The 20,326-nt window shown below is 62.0% G+C and carries 18 protein-coding genes; 7 read left to right on the forward strand and 11 right to left on the reverse strand.

Annotated features, from left to right (window positions below; genetic code table 11):
- Positions 1-220: 220 nt before the first annotated feature.
- Together smc and Q7S58_RS11980 are read right to left on the reverse strand one after the other, a co-directional pair.
- Complete coding sequence (gene smc / locus Q7S58_RS11975; protein WP_304825553.1) at positions 221-3,748, reverse strand: chromosome segregation protein SMC; 3,528 nt, start codon at positions 3,746-3,748, stop codon at positions 221-223.
- Between the two features lie 139 nt (positions 3,749-3,887).
- Complete coding sequence (locus Q7S58_RS11980) at positions 3,888-4,487, reverse strand: HNH endonuclease (RefSeq protein WP_370655509.1); 600 nt, start codon at positions 4,485-4,487, stop codon at positions 3,888-3,890.
- Positions 4,488-4,798: 311 nt separating this feature from the next.
- On the opposite strand from Q7S58_RS11980, the gene Q7S58_RS11985 reads away from it, so the two are divergent.
- Positions 4,799-6,436: an Rne/Rng family ribonuclease gene (locus tag Q7S58_RS11985; RefSeq protein WP_304825557.1), complete on the forward strand. Its 1,638-nt coding sequence runs from the start codon at positions 4,799-4,801 to the stop codon at positions 6,434-6,436.
- A 61-nt stretch (positions 6,437-6,497) separates the two neighbouring features.
- On the opposite strand, the gene Q7S58_RS11990 is transcribed toward Q7S58_RS11985, so the two are convergent.
- The 7 genes from Q7S58_RS11990 to moaC all read right to left on the reverse strand — a co-directional run bounded on the left by Q7S58_RS11990 (position 6,498) and on the right by moaC (position 15,176).
- Positions 6,498-8,228 (reverse strand): ABC transporter permease, encoded by a 1,731-nt coding sequence (locus Q7S58_RS11990; RefSeq protein WP_304825559.1) that lies wholly within the window; start codon positions 8,226-8,228, stop codon positions 6,498-6,500.
- Between the two features lie 61 nt (positions 8,229-8,289).
- Positions 8,290-9,279 carry an ABC transporter ATP-binding protein gene (locus tag Q7S58_RS11995; RefSeq protein WP_304825561.1) on the reverse strand — a complete coding sequence of 330 codons (990 nt, stop codon included), beginning with the start codon at positions 9,277-9,279 and terminating at the stop codon, positions 8,290-8,292.
- Between the two features lie 2 nt (positions 9,280-9,281).
- On the reverse strand, positions 9,282-9,665 hold the full coding sequence (locus Q7S58_RS12000; protein WP_304825563.1) for a VOC family protein: 384 nt from the start codon (positions 9,663-9,665) through the stop codon (positions 9,282-9,284).
- Positions 9,666-9,703: 38 nt separating this feature from the next.
- Complete coding sequence (locus tag Q7S58_RS12005) at positions 9,704-12,094, reverse strand: RND family transporter (protein WP_304825565.1); 2,391 nt, start codon at positions 12,092-12,094, stop codon at positions 9,704-9,706.
- Positions 12,095-12,122: 28 nt separating this feature from the next.
- Positions 12,123-13,259 (reverse strand): YCF48-related protein, encoded by a 1,137-nt coding sequence (locus Q7S58_RS12010; protein WP_304825567.1) that lies wholly within the window; start codon positions 13,257-13,259, stop codon positions 12,123-12,125.
- Positions 13,260-13,440: 181 nt separating this feature from the next.
- Positions 13,441-14,649 carry a class I SAM-dependent rRNA methyltransferase gene (locus Q7S58_RS12015; RefSeq protein ID WP_304825569.1) on the reverse strand — a complete coding sequence of 403 codons (1,209 nt, stop codon included), beginning with the start codon at positions 14,647-14,649 and terminating at the stop codon, positions 13,441-13,443.
- Positions 14,634-15,176, reverse strand: coding sequence for a cyclic pyranopterin monophosphate synthase MoaC (moaC, locus tag Q7S58_RS12020; protein WP_304825571.1), 543 nt, complete (start codon positions 15,174-15,176; stop codon positions 14,634-14,636). The genes Q7S58_RS12015 and moaC overlap by 16 nt, the downstream gene beginning before the upstream one ends.
- A gap of 91 nt (positions 15,177-15,267) precedes the next feature.
- Between moaC and trxB the strand changes: the two genes are divergently transcribed.
- The 6 genes from trxB to Q7S58_RS12050 all read left to right on the forward strand — a co-directional run bounded on the left by trxB (position 15,268) and on the right by Q7S58_RS12050 (position 19,581).
- Positions 15,268-16,212 (forward strand): thioredoxin-disulfide reductase, encoded by a 945-nt coding sequence (trxB, locus tag Q7S58_RS12025; RefSeq protein WP_304825574.1) that lies wholly within the window; start codon positions 15,268-15,270, stop codon positions 16,210-16,212.
- Positions 16,213-16,283: 71 nt separating this feature from the next.
- Positions 16,284-16,505: a hypothetical protein gene (locus Q7S58_RS12030; protein WP_304825576.1), complete on the forward strand. Its 222-nt coding sequence runs from the start codon at positions 16,284-16,286 to the stop codon at positions 16,503-16,505.
- Positions 16,506-16,632: 127 nt separating this feature from the next.
- Positions 16,633-17,157 (forward strand): aromatic ring-hydroxylating dioxygenase subunit alpha, encoded by a 525-nt coding sequence (locus Q7S58_RS12035; RefSeq protein WP_304825579.1) that lies wholly within the window; start codon positions 16,633-16,635, stop codon positions 17,155-17,157.
- 7 nt (positions 17,158-17,164) lie between these two features.
- Positions 17,165-17,524 (forward strand): cytochrome P450, encoded by a 360-nt coding sequence (locus Q7S58_RS12040; protein WP_304825582.1) that lies wholly within the window; start codon positions 17,165-17,167, stop codon positions 17,522-17,524.
- A 68-nt stretch (positions 17,525-17,592) separates the two neighbouring features.
- Positions 17,593-18,951, forward strand: a complete 1,359-nt coding sequence (locus tag Q7S58_RS12045; protein WP_304825585.1) for a GH1 family beta-glucosidase — start codon at positions 17,593-17,595, stop codon at positions 18,949-18,951.
- 54 nt (positions 18,952-19,005) lie between these two features.
- Entirely contained in the window at positions 19,006-19,581 is a 576-nt protein-coding gene (locus Q7S58_RS12050) for a hypothetical protein (protein WP_304825588.1), read from the forward strand.
- On the opposite strand, the gene Q7S58_RS12055 is transcribed toward Q7S58_RS12050, so the two are convergent.
- A complete protein-coding gene (locus Q7S58_RS12055; RefSeq protein ID WP_304825591.1) occupies positions 19,578-19,757 on the reverse strand; it encodes a hypothetical protein in 180 nt (59 codons plus the stop codon). The two genes, Q7S58_RS12050 and Q7S58_RS12055, sit on opposite strands and share 4 nt — an antisense overlap.
- 57 nt (positions 19,758-19,814) lie before the next feature.
- Positions 19,815-19,991, reverse strand: a complete 177-nt coding sequence (locus Q7S58_RS12060) for a hypothetical protein (RefSeq protein WP_304825594.1) — start codon at positions 19,989-19,991, stop codon at positions 19,815-19,817.
- Between the last annotated feature and the right edge of the window lie 335 nt (positions 19,992-20,326).

Below are 20,326 nucleotides of genomic sequence, written 5' to 3' on the forward strand. Positions count from 1 at the left end.
GAGCGGAGGCTCCCGGAGTCGAGGGATTTCGATCGAGCATCGCGAACGTCGACCAGGTTGAGCGAACCCGACTAAACCGTTTCGGCATCCCACTCTTGTCATTCAGAGCGAAGCGAAGAATCCCGGACCTTTTACTGCGGCTCCGCATCCCTCCGGGATTCTTCGCTCCGGCAGCCTCCGCTCTGAATGACAAAATCGCGCAGCTCTGAACGATGATCTCTTACGCGGCGGCGGGGATTTTCAGCGAGATGATCTTCGACACGCCCGGACGATCCATCGTGATGCCGTGGATCTGATCGGCGCGCTGCATCGTGCGCTGATTATGCGTGATCACGATAAACTGCGAGCGCTCCTTCAGTTCCGCCATCAGCGAGGTAAACGCGGCGAGGCTGAACTCGTCGAGTGGCGCGTCCACTTCGTCCATCACGCAGAATGGACTCGGATTCAGCAGGAACAGCGAGAAGATGAGCGCCATCGCCGACAGCGCTTTCTCGCCGCCGGAGAGCAGCGCGATCTCCTTGATCTTCTTGCCGGCCGGCTGCACCAAAATATTGACGCCCGCTTCGAGCACGTCGCCGCCGTCGGTGAGTTCAAGTCGGCCCTTGCCGCCGCGCAGCAGCTTGGGGAACAGTTCCGCGAAATTTTTCGCCGCGCCCTCGAACGTCTCGGCAAATCGTTTGCGCGCTTCGCGATTCAAATGCGTAATTGTTTTGCTCAAATCGTCGAGCGCCGATTGCAGATCGGCGCGCTCCGTGCTGAGAACTCCGGCCCGCTCTTCGAGTTCCTTGACTTCACTCTCGGCGGCGAGATTGACCTCGCCGATCCGTTCGATCTTGCCGCGCAACTCGATAATTCGCGCGTCGTCGAGGGCGCTCTCGCGGCCGTCCAGCTCCGGAATGATCTCGGCCGCGATCGCGTCGAACTCAGCGCCGAACTTCTCGGCGAATGCTCGCCCCTGCTCCTCGCTGAGCGCGCGGGCGCGTTCGCGTTTGAGGCCGCATTCGGTCGCTTCGGTTTCGAGCGCGGCTAGATTCTCCTGAGCGAGCTTGTGCGCGGCGCGGCTTTCCTCGAGCGCGCGCTCGCAAACGTCGCACTCGGAGCGCAACTTCGTGAGATGCTCTTCGATCTCCGCTTGCCGAGCGCGCGCGGCAATTTCCTGCTCCGCCAGCGTTTCAAGCTCGCGCTCGAACTCGGCTCGCTCGGCGCTCGATCGCTCGAGGCTCGCGCGATGCTCATCGAACTGCGCTTCGACATCGTTCGCGATCCGCCGCGCGTGCGCGAGTTCGTTCTCAAGCGCGTTCAGGTGCGCCTTGCGAGCTTTGACTTTGCTTGCCGCGTCGAGCATCGCGGCGCCGGTCTGCTCGGCGATAGAGCGCAACATCGCAAGCTCGCTCTGGATCGCGGCGAGCCGCGCGCGCGCTTCCTGCTCCGCGAGCGCCAGTTCTTCGAAGCGCGCATTCGACGCGACGATCAGCGCCGCAATTTCCGCGAGCCGGCGGCGCGAATTGTTCGCATTCGCTTCCGCCAATACGACCGCCTGCTCGGCCTGCGCCGCGGCTGTGCGGCAATCGCCCAGGTTTTTTTCCGCATCGCGCGAGCGATTGCGCGCCGCATCAAGTTCCGCATCGGCGCGTTCGCGCGCCGCGCGAATCGCGACCACCTGGTCGGCGCGAACCTGGTACTCGGCTTCGTCGCGAGCCAGATCGCGCATGTCGGATTCCATCGCGACGAGGTCGGCGGCGGTTTGTCCGTCGTCGGCGCTGCCGCCGGAAATCATGCGCCCCGGCCACACCAAGTCGCCCTCGCGCGTGACGAAAACGGTGCCGTGTCCATTTAAATTTGATGCGGCGAGCGCCGAGCGGAGATCATCGGCCAGCATCACGTGACCGAGCATCACCTCGGCGACCTGCACGAACCTGGGTTCGACTTCGAGCAGGTCGAGCAGGCGACCCGAAATTCCGGGCGCCTCGATTGCCGCGTGCGCCGCGATATCGCTGTCAGGCTGCTGCACGAAATCCAGCCGGCCGGCGCGAGTCTCTTTAAGAATTTCGATCGCGCGTAGCGCAAACGTCGGCGATTCGACGATCACCGCTTCCATCGAAGCGCCCAGCACGGCTCTCAGAGCCGGTTCGAGCGGCCTCGGCGCGCGCACGACATCATTCAGAATCGCGGGATCGGTCGCGGGCCGATCGCCGTTGAGCGATTCGAGCACCGTGCGGAGGCGCAGCCCGGCGCCGCTCGATGGCCGCTGCGAGGTCTGTTCGATTCGCGAATTCAAAGCAGTCTTGCGATGCGCGATTCGCGCCGCGAGATGCTCGAGCGCCGCGCGCGCCTCGATCTCGCGATCGGCCGCGTCGCGGCTTGTTCCTTCAAGCCCGGTTGCCGATGCCCGACACGCCTCGAGTTCCGCTTCCGCGATTCTCATCAGCTCGCGCGCGCGCTCGAGCGCCGCCGCAATCGCCGGAGTATCGATCTCGATCGCATCGAGCCGCTGGCCGAGTTCCGCGCGTTCGCCCGCGAGATCGCCGAGTCGCCCACGAATCACCGCGGCCTCGCGAATGGTGTCCGACAGGTCGTCCTTGAATTCTTCCGCGCGCCGTTCGGCTTGCTTGAGTTCGCTTTGTGCTGAATCGTGCCGCGCTGAAAGTTCCTTCAGCTCTGATTCGCCGTCGCCGCCGCCGAGCGCGACTTCCCGCGCGAGCATTGCGCCCGCGAGCGCGCGATTCGCGCGCGCGAGCGTCGCGTTCGAATCAAGCTCTGCGAGCCGCGCGCGCAGGTTGGGTTCGTGCTCCGCGATCCGTGCGAGTCGATGCTCTAAAAATTCGCGTGAGCGCGCGCGCTGCTGCGCATTCGAATGCAGATTTTCGAGCTCGCGCTGGGTCCCGCCCAGTTCCGATCGCGCCGATTGCGCCGCCGACGCCGCAGTTTCGACCGCGTGCTGCATCGCGGCGACGTGCTCGCGCGACTGCTCGAGCGCCGCCTTCAGTTCCGCGTCGCGCCCGGTCTGGTATGCCAGCTCTTCGCGCTGATCGATCAGCCGGCGCGCCGCGGCGTAGCGCTCGAGTTCGCCGAGTTCCGCCTTGACGATTTTGTAGGTCTCGGCTTTTTTTGCCTGCCGCCGCGCGAAGTTCAGTTGGCGCTCGATTTCGCTCAGCACGTCATCGACGCGCGCGAGATTTTCCTTGACCCGCTCGAGCTTGCGCTCGCTCATCTCGCGCCGCCCCTTGAACAGCGAGAGTCCCGCCGCTTCCTCCACCAGCGTCCGCAGTTCGTGCGGCTTGGCCTGGATTATTTCCTCGATTCGCCCCTGCTCGATCAGCGAGTAGCCGCGGCTGTGAATCTGCGCGGCCATGAAAAATTCCGTGATGTCCTTGAGGCGGCAGGGAATCTTGTTGAGCAGGTACTCCGACTCGCCCGAGCGATACGCGCGTCGCGTGACCGCGACTTCGCTCAGCGCCGAATACGGTTCCGGCAACAGGCTGCGCTCTTCGGCCTCCAGCACCAGCGATACTTCGGCCATCCCGGCTGCGGGATTGGAATCGTTGCCGGCGTAGATGAGATCTTCAACGCTTTTGCCGCGCAGCCGTGTCGGCGCCTGCTCGCCGAGCACCCATCGGATCGCATCGACGACGTTCGATTTGCCGCATCCATTGGGACCGACCACCGCCGTCATCCCGGACGCGAAGCTAATCGTCGTAGAATTGAGAAAGGACTTGAAGCCTAGTAATTCAAGGCTCTTAAGACGCATGCTGCCATCGCCTCCACCACACCGCCGCCTCTGAAAACCTATCTCAAAGTCAGGTCAGAGGCCAACCGTACCCTACATATCGTGCACAGCAATCGCGCTACCCCACCTCGTTGTGGATCGGCGGGATTGCCGACGCGATCTAGTCCTGAATCAGCTCAGTGTTCCAGTATGCGCTGTCGACCTGCGACAGGTACGGCATCCATTCCCGGTAATGCTTGAGGCTGAACATGTCGGTCGAAAATGGCGTCCACTGGGGGCGTCGCGGACGCTTCACCAGCAACATCCCCGACTCTTCCGGCGTGCGGCCGCCCTTGCGCCGATTGCAGTGATGACACGAGCAGACGATATTCTCCCAAGTGGACATGCCGCCGCGGGAGCGCGGAATGACGTGATCGAGATTCAGTTCGGTGCGCGGCAGCCGGCGATTGCAGTACTGGCAGGTATTGCCGTCGCGCGTGAAGATATTGAAGCGCGAAAATCGCACGTGGCGCTTCGGCACCCTCTCGTAGACGGTCAGCACCAGCACGCGCGGCACACGGACGAAGCCATTGACGATCCCGAGCCGCTCGTGTTCGACTTCGATCGCGAGGTCGCGCCAGGAATCGAAATCGAAGGTCCGGTATTGCTCATCGACCGCCTTTGCCACACCCTGATAGAGGAGCGCAAAGGCCCGTTTTACCGAGGTGACGTGGACCGGCAGATAGGAGCGGTTGAGCACGAGAACCCTGCTATTGAGCAGGTTGGTTCCCAGCGAAGGAGAAGCAGCCATTTGAGTTGCTGCGGACACGTTAAGACGAGTATCGGCCCCAAGCATTCAAGTCAAGGCATCCAAGATAAAAACGTCGTTATTTTTTAATCATTTACGCCTTGCTTGCGGAGGTCGAGCGCGGCTCGTATGATCCGGCACAAGGTTATTGAAAGCAGAGGGTAAAACGATGTCCCTGTGAGTGTGCGCGATTTGAACTCCTCGCTCAGACGCCAGCGGACCAATCGCAACCTGGATATCGACCAGGTCACGCACCCTCCGCGCCGCATAAGAAGAGTCCATCTGTGAAACGAGAAATTGCAATTAACGCATCCGCACTCGAAGTGCGGGTAGCGGTGCTGGAAGATAACGAACTCGCGGAATTTTACCTCGAGCGCAATCGGCAGGTCGGCCTCGCCGGCAATATCTACAAGGGCAAGGTCACGCGCGTGCTGCCCGGGATGCAGGCGGCGTTCGTCGATATCGGGCTCGAAAAAGCCGGTTTTCTCCACGTGTCGGATTTCCAGGACGGCATCTCGGCGCTCAGCAGCGTCGCCGAAGTGATCGGCGAGGAAGACGTCGAGACTGAACCGCTCGGCGAAAACGGCGACGGCGAAATCGCGTTTGAGGAACCGGCTGCGCCCGACGGCGCCTCGCAACCGGCGGCGGAGCAGCCCTCGCGCAGACGTCGCGGCGGTAGGGGGCAGCAGAAACCGCAGCGCAGCAATCTTCCCATCGAGCAGCAGCTTCGGCGTGGCCAGGAGATCATCGTGCAGATCGCCAAGGAGCCGATGGGCACCAAAGGCGCGCGCCTGACTTCGTCGATCTCGCTGCCGGGGCGCCATCTGGTGTTCACGCCGACCAGCAATCACATCGGGGTGTCGCGGCGGATCGCGAGTGCGGAGGAACGCGCGCGACTGCGCGCGGACGTCGGCGAACTCCGGCCGGCGCAGGGCGGGTTCATCGTGCGCACGGCGTGCGAGGGCGTCAGCCGCCGCGAGATTCAGCGCGACGTCGCGTTTCTTACCAAGTTGTGGGCCTCGATTCTGCGCAAGAACGAGAGCATGCCGCCGGCCTCGATTCTCTACAGCGATCTCGACGTGGCGCTGCGCGTGATGCGCGATCTTTTTTCGAGCGAAGTCGATCGCTTGTGGTGCGACGAGCCGAATACATACAGCCGCATCGTGCAGTTCGTCCAGAATTACATGCCGCGCTTGCGCAATCGCGTGTCGCTGCACGACGGCAACGAGCCGTTGTTCGATCGCTTCAATATCGAGCCGCAAATCGAACGCGCGCTCGATCGCAAGGTGTGGCTCAAATCGGGCGGCTATCTGGTGTTCGATCAGGCCGAAGCGCTGACCGCGATCGACGTGAACACGGGGCGCTTCGTCGGCAAGCGCAGCCAGGACGATACGGTGTTCAAGACCAATCTCGAAGCGGTCGAGGAAGTCGTCAATCAACTGCGCCTTAGAAATATCGGCGGCATCATAATCGTCGATTTCATCGACATGGAGCGCGAGGGCGATCGCAAGAAAGTCAGCGACGCGCTCGCGCTGGCGCTTAAGCGCGACAAGGCGCGCACCTCGGCGCTCAAGATTTCCGAGCTTGGCCTGGTGCAGATGACTCGCAAACGCACGCGCGAGAGCCTGGAAAAACTGCTCACCGATACCTGCCCGCGATGCGAAGGGCGCCGCGTCGTAAAATCCGTCCCGACCATCGCGGCCGAGGTGCTGCGCGGAATCCAGCGCGAGGCGGTGCGCCGCGGCCCCAACGATCTGCTGGTGGTGAAACTGAATCCCGAGGTCGCGCGCTACCTGTACGATCACGGCGCCAAGGATCTCGAGACGCTCGAGCATCGGCTATCGACCAAAATCGTTTTGCGATCGAGCGATAATCTCGAAGGCGGCGCCTTCGAACTCGCGCAAGCCCCCGCCGCCGCATAGCTCAACTGCCCTGTATTATCGATCGCCGCGGTAGTTGCACGAGCCGAAATGGCGGGATCGATCAGCCGAAGCGGCGGCGCGCGATCGCGACGCCGATCACCGTGTAGATCAATCCGAAGCCAAAGTTGATCGCGGTCGGCATCAGCGCACTGGTCACCGACAGGTCGCGGATCATCAGGTCGTTGAACGCGCGCATCGCCCACGTGGTCGGCAACCCCAGCGCGACTTGTTGCATCCACGCCGGCTCAAGATCGATCGGCCACCAGCATCCGCCAATCGCGGCCATCGTCATGATCACGATCGCGCCCACCGGCATCACCGCGTCGCGCGTGCGGCCCACGCCGGCGACGATCAGGCCGAAGGCAGCGCCTGCGAATGCGATCGCCGCGGCAGGCAGCATCAGCGCCTCCGGCATGTGGCCGAGCGAAATTCCGAACAGCAGCCATCCCGCCCCGAACAGCACCATCATCTGCACGAAGCCGACCACGAAACGCGCAAGCAGTTTGCCGGTGAGAGTCGTCCATAGCGGCGCCGATACCGAGCGCAGGCGCTCGAGCGTGCCCCAATCGCGCTCGTCGATGAGCGCGAGCGATACGCCCATCAGCATCCCGATCATCAGGAACGTCACGGCGAAGCCGGGCACCTGCAGGTCGAAGGCGTTGAAGCCGCTGGCGGCGGCGGTTTCCTTGCCGTTGAGATCGAACTCGGTGAAGCCGAGCGTGCCCGGTATCGCGAGGTTCGCATTCATCTTGCCCATCGACGGTATCGCGATATTCGGAATCTTCGGCAGCGGAAAATCGCGCGCGTTGATCTCAATTCGCGGCACGGTGAGCGAAGCTTCGAGATTGCGCTGCGCCGTTTTCAACTGCGCGTCCGGCGATTCGATTTTCAAATCGGTGAGATCGAGATTGGCGGGCGCGGCCGGGATCGACGGCGGCGGCGGGAGACTCGAGGCGCGGCTGCCGGCGATTTCCTTGAGCTGCGCGAACCAGGCCTCGAATTCCGTCTGCGACACCTTGAGCCGCTGCAAGTAGTCCTTCAATTGATCCAGCCTCGCGCGTTGCGCGGCGGCCTGCGTGTTCAAGTCGGCCTTGATGCGATCGAACTCCGCGTCGATCGCGGCCTTCGCATGATCGCGAGCGGCGTTCAGTTCCTTCTCGATACGTTCGCGGATGTGCGCCGCGATCACCTCGCGCGAAGCCAGGCTCGCCGCCGCGAGACGGTTCGCTTCGGCATGCGCCTTCTCGGCGGCGGCTTGCGCTGCGGCGAATTCATCGTGGATATATTGCGCCTGCTGGGTCGCGCCGCGCCGGACTTTTTCGATTGCGCCGGCGTTTATCTCGCGGCACATTTCCGAAACCATCAGCTCGATCCGAACGGTCTGCAGGTACTTGACCGGATCGGTGTAGAGGATCAGCCGCGCTTTGCCGCCGCCGGCGACCGTGCGCGTGGTGCCCGCAGGGATGACGATCGCGACGACTGCCTGCTTGCGCTCGCGCACCGAGGCCTCCGCGTCGGCGCGCGTATCGACGTGCATGAGATTCACGCTTTGGTCGCGCGCGATCGCGTTGAAAATAGTGTGCGAAATCAGGCCGTGGTCTTCATCGACGATCGCGATCGTATATTCGCCGCGCTCGCCGGTGTCGCCGCCGAAAACTCTGGCCAGCGAAAAGCCCGCCGCCGCGATCACCGCGATCGGCGCCACCAGCAGCATGAACAGCCCGATGCGGTCGCGCCGAATCAGCCGAAATTCCTTGCCGAGCGTGAACCAGATTGCGCGCAGCGCCCTCATAAGCGCTCAGCGAGCCATCTCTCGGCCGGGACGCATCGCGCTGAATTGACGATTTTTACGATCACGCGGGCGCATCGCGCAGAGCGTGCCCCGTCAGCTTCAGGAATGCATCCTGCAAGTTTGGCCGATGCACATGAAATTCGATCACCTCGCTGCCCAGTTCGCCCGCGCGGCGAATCAACTCGGGAACGTGATCGATGCTCACGACCGAAAGCGCCGCGGCAAATCCCTCCGCGACTTCCCACGGCAGTTCGCTGACGCCCGCCATCCCGTTGCACCATCCGGGCGCGAGCGCTTTGCGCGTCGTCACCTCGAGGCGCGTCTCGGTGCCGGCCAGCGCGATCAATTCGGTCGCGGTGCCGCGCGCAACGATATTGCCGTGATCGATCAGGATAATCCTGTCACAGAGCCGCTCCGCCTCTTCCATGTAGTGCGTGCTGTAGAGAATCGCAGCGCCGCGCGCCGCTGCCGCTTCGACCACTCTGAAAATCCGCTCACGCGATTGCGGATCGACGCCGACCGTGGGCTCGTCGAGCATGATCGCGGCTGGCGAATGGAGCATCCCGCACGCGATGTTCAGCCGCCGCTTCATCCCGCCGGAGAATCCATCGACGATGTCGTCGGCGCGATCGCTCAGCCCAACTTCCTCGAGCAATTTGAGCGACGCCTCCTTGGCGCGACTCGACGAGAGGCCCTGGATGCGGCCGAAGAACATCAGATTTTCGATTGCGGTTAACGTTGGATATAGCGCGAGCGATTGCGGCACCAGGCCGAGGCTGTCGCGCGCCTGGCGCTTCGCGGTCGCGAGGTCGTGGCCGTCGATCGAGACGGTGCCGGAGTCGGGCGCGAGGACGCCGGAGAGGATCGACAGCGTGGTAGTCTTGCCCGCGCCATTGGGACCCAGCAAGGCGACGATCTCGCCGCGATTGACGCCGAGTGAAACGCCGTCGAGCGCGACGCGATCGTCGTAGCACTTGCGCAGATCGCTCGCACGTATAATCGCCGACGCGCCGTTCGTGACCGGCGCGCCGAGGCCCGTTTTCGTCTCCACGCTCAGCGGTAGCTCACCATTTCCAGTAGATTCCCATCCGGGTCGAGAAAATACAGGCAATCGTGATCGCCCCAATCGATCGGCGTCGCGGTTTCGACTCCGGCCGCCGCGAGTCGTTCGGGCGCTTCGGCGAAATCTTCGCGAGTCACCGTGAATGCGTGATGGCCGCGGCCGAGCGGATGCGCGATGATCGATCGACGCTGGCCTGGGTCGAGCGCAGGCCGGCTCACCTCGAACAGCGCGAGGTTCTGGCCGCCGCAATTCAGCAGGATCTGATCGCCGAACCGCGCGGCAACTTCGAGGCCAAGCACGGCGGTGTAAAAGCGCTCGGCACGCGCAAGGTCGGCGACCTCCACTCCAAAGTGATCCAGCCGCTCCAGTTTCATCTCGGGCTCCGGAGCAAAATAACCACGCACAGCGGCCTCTAGGAAGAGGCTGCCACCGCACGCTGCGCCAGGTCGGGACGCCGCGTCGCGATTACGCGATCCCGCTCGCGCCGGATGAAACCGGGATTGAAGGTCACGATCAGCACCGGCAGGATGGTCATCGCGCCGAGCATCGAAACGAACATCCAGACCGCCAGCAGCAACCCCATCTCGGCATCGAAGCGGATGCTCGACCAGTACCAGAACAGTACCGACGCGACCAGCGTCAGCGCCGTGAACGCCACCGCCTTGCCCGACGTCACCAGCGTGGTGTAGGTGGCGTCCTTGAGTTCGCGGCCGAGCGCCAGTTCCTCGATTATCCGGCTCACGATGTAAATCGAATAGTCGATACCGAAGCCGACGCCGACCGTCACTACCGGCAGCGTGTTGATGTTGATGCCGATATCGTGCGCGCCCATGTAGGCATTGATCGCGGCATTCGCCAGCGCCAGCGGGAATAGCAGGTAGAGTCCCGCCATGAACGATCGATAAGTGAAAAGCACGATGATGTAGATCGTCGTGAAGGCGAGCACGTTCAGCAGCACGTCATTGTCGATAATTTCCTGATTGGCCGCCGCCAGTTCGCCGATAATTCCCGCCGCGAGTGAGAACTTGACGCCCGGAATCTGATGATTGGGATCGGCGAAGAATCTTTGCGTGCGGAGCACGATTCGCTGCACGTTCTCGCCGATGCGATTGCGGCAGAACACCGTGATTTGCGTCGCGTCGCGGCGCGGCGTCAGGATATACGCGGTCGAGGCCGGCGACGCACCGGCGAGCAATCCGCCGAGCAATTGTCCGGTGCCGCGCGCCGTCGTCGGCAGCACGTTCCACTTCGGCTGGAATTCCTTCAGCGCGGAGCCGCCGTTGGAGAGCAAATCGGCGACCGAAAAGGTGCGGCCGACGTCCGCGTCGCCTTCCATGTAGCGCTGATACTCGTCCATCACGTGGTACAGCTTGGGATTGTTGAGACCGTCGCGCTTTTCGAGTTCCACCACCACCACGAATTGCTCGATCGCGCCGAACTCATTCTGGATTGCTGCCATCGCGCGGTTGTACGGCGAATCCGGCCACAGGATCGGCGTCTGCGACGAGGGGTCGCCCACCTTAAGGCCCTGCCAGAAGAATACGCAAAGCGCGATCACGCCGAGCGTCGCGGCGAACGTCGCGATCCGTCCGCCGGGCTCGAGCATCGGCCGCGCGATCGATTGCAGCAGGCGTTTGAAGACGCCGCGTTCGCGCTTCTCGATCACGTCAATATGCGGCGGCTCGAGGTAATAGTAGACGATCGGATTGAGCAACAGCTCGCTCACGACAATCGCGGCAATCCAGAAGCTGGCCGTGATCGCCAGCTTCTGCAGGAACAGCACCGGCACCAACAGGATTACCAGCACGCCGAACGCGTCAGTCAGAATGCCTGACAACGACGGCACGAACAGTTCCGAAAACGACGACAGGATCGCTTTTTCCTTGTCGCGCAGCCGGTAAAATTCCTCGTAATACCGATCGTGCATCTGCACCGAATGGCTGACCGCGCGCGCGGTTATGAGGAACGGGATGACGAGCACCAGCGGATCGAGTCCGAAGCCAATCAGCCGGATGAAGCCGAGTCCCCAGATCGCGCAGATGACGCCGGAGATGGTCGGCCTGAGCGCGCCGCGCCAATCGCGAAAATAGAGGTACAGCAGTATCCAGACCGCCAGCACCGTCGCGCCGAAGATCCACAGGAACTGATTGGTGTACGAGTACACCCAGCCGTAGAGAATCGGCTGGCCGCCGATATAGATGTGGACGGTGTTGTCCTTGGCCGGATCGACGACGATCTTGCGGATGTCCTTCAGGATCGATTTGTAGTCGAGCCGCGTCTCGAGAAAGCTGCCGACCACGACCGCGGCCTTGTCGTCGAACGAGATGAACTGGCCGAAGATCACGCCGGGATTTTTGTGGACGTTGCTCTTGAGTTCCTCGAGTTCGACCGCGGTGGTCGGAATCTCGCCGTTGGGCAGAATCGGCGAGTTCAAAATCACGCCGCCAGCCATCGGCTTGAAGTAGCTGGAGGTGGTGACCGAGCGCACCGATCCGTGCTGGATGCCGTAAACGAGATCCAGGTTGCGCGTCATCTGGACGATCTTCTTGACGATCTCGGTCTGGTAGATCGTGCCTTCCTTGGCCTCGATCATGATCGTCACGTTGTTCACGCTGCCGAAGTACTGATCGTACTTATGCGCAATCTTGATGAACGGATGATCCTGCGGCAGCAGTTCGCCGAAGCTGGTCACGAGCTGCGTCTGGAGCGCGAAGTAGCCGAAAAATGCGGTCATCGCGCCGACCACGCCCAGCACCAGGAAGCGGCGGCGCAGAATCCATTCTCCAAATCGATACCAGGTCATCGCGTACTCCGGGTTCCTTGGCGCAGCCCTAGCCCTGGCAGGAGCGCCAGGTCTTGCCGCCATCGTCGGTGTAGAGGATCGTGCCTTGGCCCACGATCCAGCCGTGTTGCGGGTCGAAGAATCGCACCTGGCTGAACTGGACTGGAATCGAAGGTACCGTCGGATCGTGCGCCCATGCGCCGTTGCCCTGCAAGCGCAGCACTGTGCCGGTATTGCCGCTGCTGATGCCCTGGTCGCCGCCAAAGAGATCGATCGAGAACAGCGGATCGCGCGCCGGATACACCACGGTTCCCGGCACCAGCGAGTCGGGCGGCATACCCGGCTTCTCGGCCTGATGCGCAAAGCGCCAGGACTTGCCGCCGTCCCCAGTCTGCACCACGACGCCCTCGAGCCCGCACGCCGCGCCGTTCTTTAGGTCGCGAAACGAAACGCCGAAGAAAGTCGGCAAAATGTAATCCGCGAAGCGCTGATCCTCGTTGGGGCCGAGCGCGCGTTTCCATTGCGATACCAGCGATTGCTGCTGCTCGTTCCAGCTCTTGCCGCCGTTGTCGGTGGCCCAGATCCGCCCGAGCTCGCCGACCACGAAGCCGTGATCCGAGTCCACAAATCTCGTGCTGTACAGCACCGGCTCCTCGTACGGCAGCGCGTAGTCAGCGATCTCCGGCGGAAATTGCCGATCGAGCTGCCGCTTGAAGAAAGTCTCTCCGCCGTTGCTGGTGTTCATCACGAGCGCGCGATCGCCGACCAGGAAGCCGTGCAATCGATCGGTGAATGACATCCCGAAAATAAACAGATGCGTCCGCGAATTCAGCCGCTCCCAGGTCTTGCCGCCGTCGCGCGTGCGCATGATCAGCCCGTCCTGGCCGCACAGAAATCCGTTCTGATCGTCGGTCATCTGGATGCCGAAGATGCCGAGATTTACGCCGATATTGATCCGTTGAAATGTTTTGCCGCCGTCTTCGGTCAGCAATACCTTGCCGCGATCGCCGACGATAAATGCGCGCGTCGGGCTGGTCGGCCACACGTCGAAAAACTTGTCCGTAAAGCGGATGTTGTGGACCGGCATCGGCGGCATCGCGACTTCGCGATGACACGCGGCGGTCGCGAGCGCGACAAGAACCAGCAGCGTCTTGATTAGTCGTGAGGACGTGATAGGTCGCTCCATCTAGTTCCGATCCGGCGGAAAAATTTGCTCTATACTCAAGTAAAGCGTCCGGCTTGGCAAGCTGTTCATTTAGGCAACCGTTCGATCGAACTCAACTTTCGATTCGTCAATTCCCATATCCAATTTGCTGGATGAGTTCGCCGCGCCGCGCCACAGCAAGGCCCGCGCGTCCCGCCAGCAACTATAATTCCGAAAGTAGCAGACCGGTCAGGTACTCGCCCTCGGCGTGGCCGAGCAGCACCGGATGATCGGCGCCGGGCCCCAGATGCGCAATCAGGCGCATCTGACGGCCCGCATTCGACGCCGCGTAGCGCACCGCTCGGATGAATTCCTCGGCGCGAAAATGCGTCGAGCATGAGAACGTCAGGATTCGTCCGCCGGGCGCCAGCGCGCGCATCGCAAGCGTGTTCAACTCGACGTACATCCGCCCCGCCCGCTCGACGTCGCCGCGAGTTCTCGCCAGCGGCGGCGGATCGAGCACGATAAGATCGAATCGATTCGGCATCTCGGCCATGAACTTCGGCGCCTCGCCATGAACGAATTCCACCGCGTCGGGCGCGTATGTATTGAGCTCGAGATTCTGCCGCGCGAATCCAATCGCGCGCGCCGACGTGTCGATCGCAACGATCTGCCGCGCACCGCCCGCGACCGCAGCTAGCGCGAAGCCGCCTTCGTAGCAGTAGGCGTCGAGCACGCGCGCATCTTTGGCCAACGATCCCGCGAGCGCCCGATTCTCGCGCTGGTCGAGGAAGTATCCGGTCTTCTGCCCGTGCTCGAAATCGACGTGAACGCGAATTCCATTCTCCGTCGCAATCGCCTGCGCAATCATCCGATCGCTCGATTCGCCGCTTACCAAGCCAACGCGATCTTCGAGTCCTTCCTGCCGCCGCACCGCGCCCGCGCTGCGCTCGATAATCGCGCGCGGATGAAGCATCGCGTCGAGTTCCGCGATCAGCGCCTCGCGCATCCGCTCCGCGCCCGCGGTCAGCAGTTGAATCACCAGCACGCCGCCGTATCGATCGACGACGATGCCCGACAGCCCGTCGCCATCGCCGTTAATCAATCGATATGAATCGGTGTCCCCGCGAATGAACCGACGCCTCAGTTCGAGCGCGTTTTTCAGACGACGCGCGATCAACTCGCGGAGGTCGGGCGTTTCGCCCCACGCGAGCATCCGCACCGCGATCGTGGTCGCAGGATTGCAATAGCCCATCCCGAGCAGCGCGTCGTTCGCATCGTGCACCGAAACGAGCGCGCCCGCCTCGGGCCGCGCCGGCGCGATGCGTTCGATCGCCTGCGAAAATATCCACGGATTGCCGCCGCGCACCGGACCCTCGCGTCCGCGCTTCAGGATCACTCGCGCGAGCGGCTGATTTACTTCGCCGGCCACTCGGACTCGCCGGGCCGGACGAAATCGACGCTCCGGCCGCCGCGTTTCGAGACCAGCCGCACCGCGCCAATCTCCATCGCGCGATCGATCGCCTTCGCCATGTCGTAGATCGTCAGCGCCGCGGCGCTCACCGCGACCAGCGCTTCCATCTCGACGCCCGTGCGCGAGTCGGTGACGGCGCGCGCCTGGATCTCGAGCGTCGATTTGGCGGTATCGGGCCTGAACTCGACTTCGACAACTTCGAGCGCGATCTGATGACAGAGCGGAATTGTCTCAGCGGTGCGTTTCGCCGCCATGATTCCCGCGATTCGCGCCGCCGCCAGCGCTTCGCCCTTTTTGAGGCGGCCGCCCACGATCGCCTCGAGCGTCGCCGGCGCCATCTTCACCTGTCCGCGCGCGATCGCCTCGCGCCGCGTCACCGGCTTCTCGCCGACATCGACCATCCGGATTTGTCCGTCGCGATCGAGATGCGTCAGGCGCTCCGCGGCGGCGTTGCTCGATTTGATTTGGGCTCTCTTGCTCGCCATCGAAGTGAATGCTTAGAGCTTATGTTGACCGCCTCCGGATATTCAATAAAGTGGTGAAACTCATCCCAACTGAATTTCTCCCGCGAGACTTATGGCTGACGAAATCAACAAGGTCGTGATCCTCGGTTCCGGTCCTGCCGGCTACACTGCGGCGCTCTACACCGCGCGCGCGAATCTGCAGCCGCTGCTGATCGAAGGCAACGCGCCCGGCGGGCAGCTCACGATCACGACCGAGGTCGAGAATTATCCGGGCTTTGAACACGGCATCCAGGGGCCCGAGATGATGGAAGTGTTTCGCCGCCAGGTCGAGCGCTTCGGCACCCGTTTCATGGCGGGCGACGTGACCGGCGTGAAGCTCGGCAAGCGGCCCTTCGAACTCGACGTCGAAGGCGAGATCGTCAAGGCCGAGACGCTGATCGTATCCACGGGCGCATCGGCGAAGCTGCTCAATATCGAATCGGAAAAACGCCTGATGGGCTACGGCGTCAGCGCGTGCGCGACCTGCGACGGCGCGTTTTTCAAGGAGAAGGAAGCGCTGGTCGTCGGCGGCGGCGACACCGCGATGGAAGAGGCGACGTTTCTGACGCGCTTCTGCACCAAGGTTACGATCGTGCATCGACGCGATACGTTGCGCGCGTCGAAGATCATGCAGGATCGCGCGCGCAAGAATCCGAAGATTGGTTTCATCTGGGATTCAGCGATCGAAGAAATTTTTGGCGATCCCAAAAATGGCGTGACCGGCGCGCGCTTGAAAAATCTCAAAACCGGCGCCACCAGCGAGGTCAAGACCGACGCGGTTTTCGTCGCGATCGGCCACCAGCCGAACACCGCGATCTTCAAGGGTCAGCTCGAGATGGACGACGTCGGCTATCTCAAGGTTCGTCCCGGTTCGACCTACACCAACATCGAAGGCGTGTTCGCCGCGGGCGATGTCGCCGACAGCGTCTATCGTCAGGCAGTGACTGCCGCCGGCACCGGATGCATGGCGGCGATCGACGCCGAACGCTGGCTCGAATCGCATTCCGACCACGCGTAAGCGGTCATTTGACATAGCACCTCGCGAGCGGGTTATCGCCGGACAATACGGTTCGTGCGCGTGCGAGGAACATGAGATCGATTCGACATCCGCTGAGCGGTGCGCTCTATGATTTGCAATCCGATGGCACCGTGCGCGTCGAGAAAGACGGCAAATTCGGAACGTTCCGCGCCGACGGCAGTTACATCTCGGGCGAAACCAAGTTCGCCGATCCTCATATGTGCGTATGGATTGGCGGCCGCGACCTTCCATCGCGATCTCGCCAGGCCGCCGAGGCGTTGAAGAAATCCTGAACCGCCCGCGGCGCATCAAAAGTTCGACCACGGGGAATTTCATCGATGGGTCTCAGCGAACATCCAGCGGCGGCGCGCTCCAAAGGCATCGACCTATCAGCACCTGCTCGCGACCGATACGCATCCGGTGCCCGAAGTTCTCCGCCGCGAAAATCCTGTCAGCGCGATGCCCAACGAAATTCCGATCGAGCGCTACACCTCGCGCGCGTTTTTCGATCTCGAAGTCGAGAAAGTCTGGAAGCGCGTGTGGCAGATGGCGTGCCGCGAGGAAGACATCCCCAACGTCGGCGACAATATCGTGTACGACATCGCGGGGATGTCATTCGTCGTGCTGCGCACTCGGCCAGACACGATCAAGGCGTACGTCAATGCGTGCCTGCATCGCGGTCGCCTGCTGCGCGAGCAGGGTGGATGCGGTCTCGCCGAAATTCGATGCCCCTTTCACGGCTTCGCGTGGAACCTCGACGGCAGCCTGAAGCACATCCCTGTACCAGGTGCCCGGCGCGGGATTCTTCATCGTCAATCGCTACGACGACGTCCTCTTCGTCCTGAATCACCCCGATATTTTTTCGTCGCATCAGCCGCCTGGAGTGCAGCCGCCGCCGACGCCCGCGCTGATTCCCAACTTCGTCGAGGAAGCGCTACGCAGTGAATCGCCGGTGCAAGGGCTGACGCGGCTCGCAAAAATCGACACGGAAATTGGCGGCGTGAAAATCCCGGCCGGGTCGCTGATCTTCGTGATGTTCGCGTCGGGCAATCGCGATGAAGCGCAATATAAGGATGCGGCTGGCTTCGATCTTCGCCGCGAGAACGCCCGCACTCATCTGTCATTCGGCCAAGGCGTCCACTTTTGTCTCGGCGCAGCACTCGCGCGCCTCGAGGGCAAAGTCGCGTTCGAGACGCTGTTGGCGCGACTCCGCAATATCCGCTTTGCGCCTGCCGGCAACGATTTCACGCATACGCCGAGCTTCATCCTGCGCGGCTTGCGCGCATTGCATATCGAGTTCGATCGCGCCTGAATCACTCGCGCTCGCACCAGAATGTGGCGGGGTCGCGAACTTGATTTCGCTGTGATAACAAACCCGCCATGGCGACCTTCACTTTCCCCAAGGACTTCCTGTGGGGCACCGCGAGCGCGTCCTATCAAATCGAGGGCGCGTGGAACGAGGACGGCAAGTCCGAATCAGTCTGGGATCGTTTTTCGCACACGCCCGGCAAAATCAAAAAGGGCGATACCGGCGACGTCGCTTGCGATTTTTACCATCGCTATGAAAGCGACATCGCGCTCATGTCCGACCTCGGCCTGAATGCCGCGCGCATTTCGCTCTCATGGCCGCGCATCATGCCCGACGGCAAGGGCGCGGTGAATCAGAAGGGCCTCGATTTTTACGATCGCGTCGTCGATGCGCTACTCAAGCGCAACATTCAGCCGTGGGTCACGCTCTATCATTGGGATTTGCCGCAGGCGCTCGAAGATGCCGGCGGATGGCCCAATCGCGATCTCGCGGAATATTTTCGTGACTACGCCGCGGTCGTGGTGGACTCGCTCGGCGATCGCGTCAAGCATTGGATGGCATTCAACGAGCCGTGGATTTTCACCATCCTCGGCTACTTGACGGGAATTCACGCGCCCGGCCGCCGCGAACCGCTCGCAGCGATGAAGGCGACGCACACGGTCAATATCGCGCAGGGATTGGCGATTCGCGCACTTCGCGAGTCGCGCAACACGCCGACTGCGGTCGGCACCGCGTTCAGCATGTCGCCGGTGCATCCGAGCACCGGTTCGCTCGAGGATCGCGCCGCCGCGCAACGATGGCATCAGTTCTACAACATGTGGTTTCTCGATCCGGTGATGCGCGGCGAATATCCGCAAGCCTACGTCGAGGGATCGTTTGGCAATCACGTCGATATTCGTCCCGGCGATCTCGAGACAATCAAGGCGCCGCTCGATTTCATCGGCATCAATCTCTACACGCGCGCAGTCGTCGCGCACGATCCGCACGATCGCAACATCGGCGTGAAGCAGGAACGCCCTGGCGGCGAGGAAGTCACTGACTTCGGCTGGGAGGTTTATCCGCCGGCGCTGTCCGAGATGATCCTGAAGATCGCGCACGACTACCCGAGCCTGCCGCTTTACGTCACCGAGAACGGATGCTCCTACGGCGACGCGCCCGGCCCCGACGGCAAGCTCAACGATCAGCGGCGGGTGAGTTTTCTACGCCGCTTTATCGGCGAGGTCGCGCGCGCGATGCAATCAGGCGCCGACGTGCGCGGTTATTTTCTGTGGACGTTTACCGATAATTTTGAATGGGCCGAAGGATTTCGCCAGCGCTTCGGAATTGTCTATTGCGATTTCGAAACCCAGGATCGCTTCGTCAAGGAAAGCGGCCATTGGTACTCGAGGCTCGCCCGCACCGGCGCCCTCGATTTCGATCCCGCCGAGTAACGCCGCACACTGATGCTCAGCGGCAACATCCTCATCTGGCTGCATCTGTGCGCGATGGCCGCATACGTCGGCGCGCAATTCGCCGTCATCTATATGCTGATTCCCGCCGCCGAGACCGCGCCCGACGAAGTCTCGCGCCGTAAAAGCCTGATCGCTGGGTTCAAGTTCTATAACCCGTTCACGATCGCCGTGCTGGGAATTATTGTGATTACAGGCGCGATGCGCCTGACGGACCTGAAAGCGTCGATGAAGTTCGACTACTTCGCGCGGATCGGCGGGCCGCTCGAACTAAAACTGGCGCTCGCCTTCCTGCTCATCTTCATCCAGACCTATATCACCTTCGGACTGGCATTCAGGATCGGACGCCAGGAGGAAGTTGCCGCGCATGGCGACGGGGATCCGTTCACCGTCAAGCAGTTGAACTCGATGCTGCGCAGAATTCGCGCGATGGCATGGTTCACGATCGTGCTCGCGGCCGCCATCATCTGGGTATCTCTCACCATGGTCTCGCGCGTGGTGAATGCCGTACCCACCGCTTCTCGAATCTCCGCGCGGATAGCTGCCGGTGCGCACCGGGCATCGTCTTGCCTGGATCCAGCAACTTCGGCCGCGTGTGATGACATCGCTTAGTGCACCAACGAGATCAGCGAGCTCACGATGTAGGCAACGGTGATGACGCCGAAGATCACTCCCGGCATCTCGTTCAGCATGTTGTACTGCGCCAGCCGCACCGCGTCGCTCGGCGGGGTCGCCTCGATTATCCGGCCGATTCCGCTGATTCCTGCCTCATTGATAGTCGCGTTCATTTTCATTCCTCCAAACTGGTTGCGTGTTTCGTTGTGCGATCCTTTGCGATCGATCCGTCAGGCAAGCGCGATCAGCGAGCTGACGATGTATCCGAGGGTGAGCAGCCCAAACACCGCGCCGGGCAGTTCGCTCAGCAGGTTGTTCTGCGCATACCGGGTGCTCTCGGTCGCTTCGGTCGTTTCGGACACGTTGCGGAACCCCGCGAGCCTTGCTTCGTTAGTAGTTGCGTTCATTTTGATGTCCTCCGTGATTCAGTTCGTATGTCCTTTAAGCAAGGCAGGTGCCATCGGATTTCTACTGATTTTGCGAGACCGCCCACCTGCCATTTTCGCAAAACGGAAGCGTCGCACTCAATAAATGCTTATGTACACTGATATTTTTGTAATCGCATTATGCGAGTAGCGAAGCCAGCGTCGGACATGATTCGCATCTTATTCCTCATTCGCGAAACTGAAGCAGCCTCGGCCACGCAGTTGATTTATGGCATCCTCCGCCGAGCCCGCTGCTCTTTGATCTCTGCGATTCTTCTGCGAGAGTGTACCGATGGCGAGTAGCGAACCCGGCCCTG

Origin of the sequence: Candidatus Binatus sp. (genome assembly GCF_030646925.1) — a bacterium.
GTDB lineage: Bacteria > Desulfobacterota > Binatia > Binatales > Binataceae > Binatus.

Bases quoted from the DNA above. Each gene is read 5' to 3' on its own strand.
- Q7S58_RS12050 (WP_304825588.1), top strand. From the start codon at position 19,006: ATGGCCGCATACGTCGGCGCGCAATTCGCCGTCATCTATATGCTGATT.
- Q7S58_RS12045 (WP_304825585.1), top strand. From the start codon at position 17,593: ATGGCGACCTTCACTTTCCCCAAGGACTTCCTGTGGGGCACCGCGAGC.
- Q7S58_RS12000 (WP_304825563.1), bottom strand. From the start codon at position 9,665: ATGAAACTGGAGCGGCTGGATCACTTTGGAGTGGAGGTCGCCGACCTT.
- Q7S58_RS12055 (WP_304825591.1), bottom strand. From the start codon at position 19,757: ATGAACGCGACTATCAATGAGGCAGGAATCAGCGGAATCGGCCGGATA.
- Q7S58_RS12005 (WP_304825565.1), bottom strand. From the start codon at position 12,094: ATGACCTGGTATCGATTTGGAGAATGGATTCTGCGCCGCCGCTTCCTG.
- trxB (WP_304825574.1), top strand. From the start codon at position 15,268: ATGGCTGACGAAATCAACAAGGTCGTGATCCTCGGTTCCGGTCCTGCC.
- moaC (WP_304825571.1), bottom strand. From the start codon at position 15,176: ATGGCGAGCAAGAGAGCCCAAATCAAATCGAGCAACGCCGCCGCGGAG.
- Q7S58_RS11990 (WP_304825559.1), bottom strand. From the start codon at position 8,228: ATGAGGGCGCTGCGCGCAATCTGGTTCACGCTCGGCAAGGAATTTCGG.
- Q7S58_RS12030 (WP_304825576.1), top strand. From the start codon at position 16,284: ATGAGATCGATTCGACATCCGCTGAGCGGTGCGCTCTATGATTTGCAA.
- smc (WP_304825553.1), bottom strand. From the start codon at position 3,748: ATGCGTCTTAAGAGCCTTGAATTACTAGGCTTCAAGTCCTTTCTCAAT.
- Q7S58_RS12060 (WP_304825594.1), bottom strand. From the start codon at position 19,991: ATGAACGCAACTACTAACGAAGCAAGGCTCGCGGGGTTCCGCAACGTG.
- Q7S58_RS12010 (WP_304825567.1), bottom strand. From the start codon at position 13,259: ATGGAGCGACCTATCACGTCCTCACGACTAATCAAGACGCTGCTGGTT.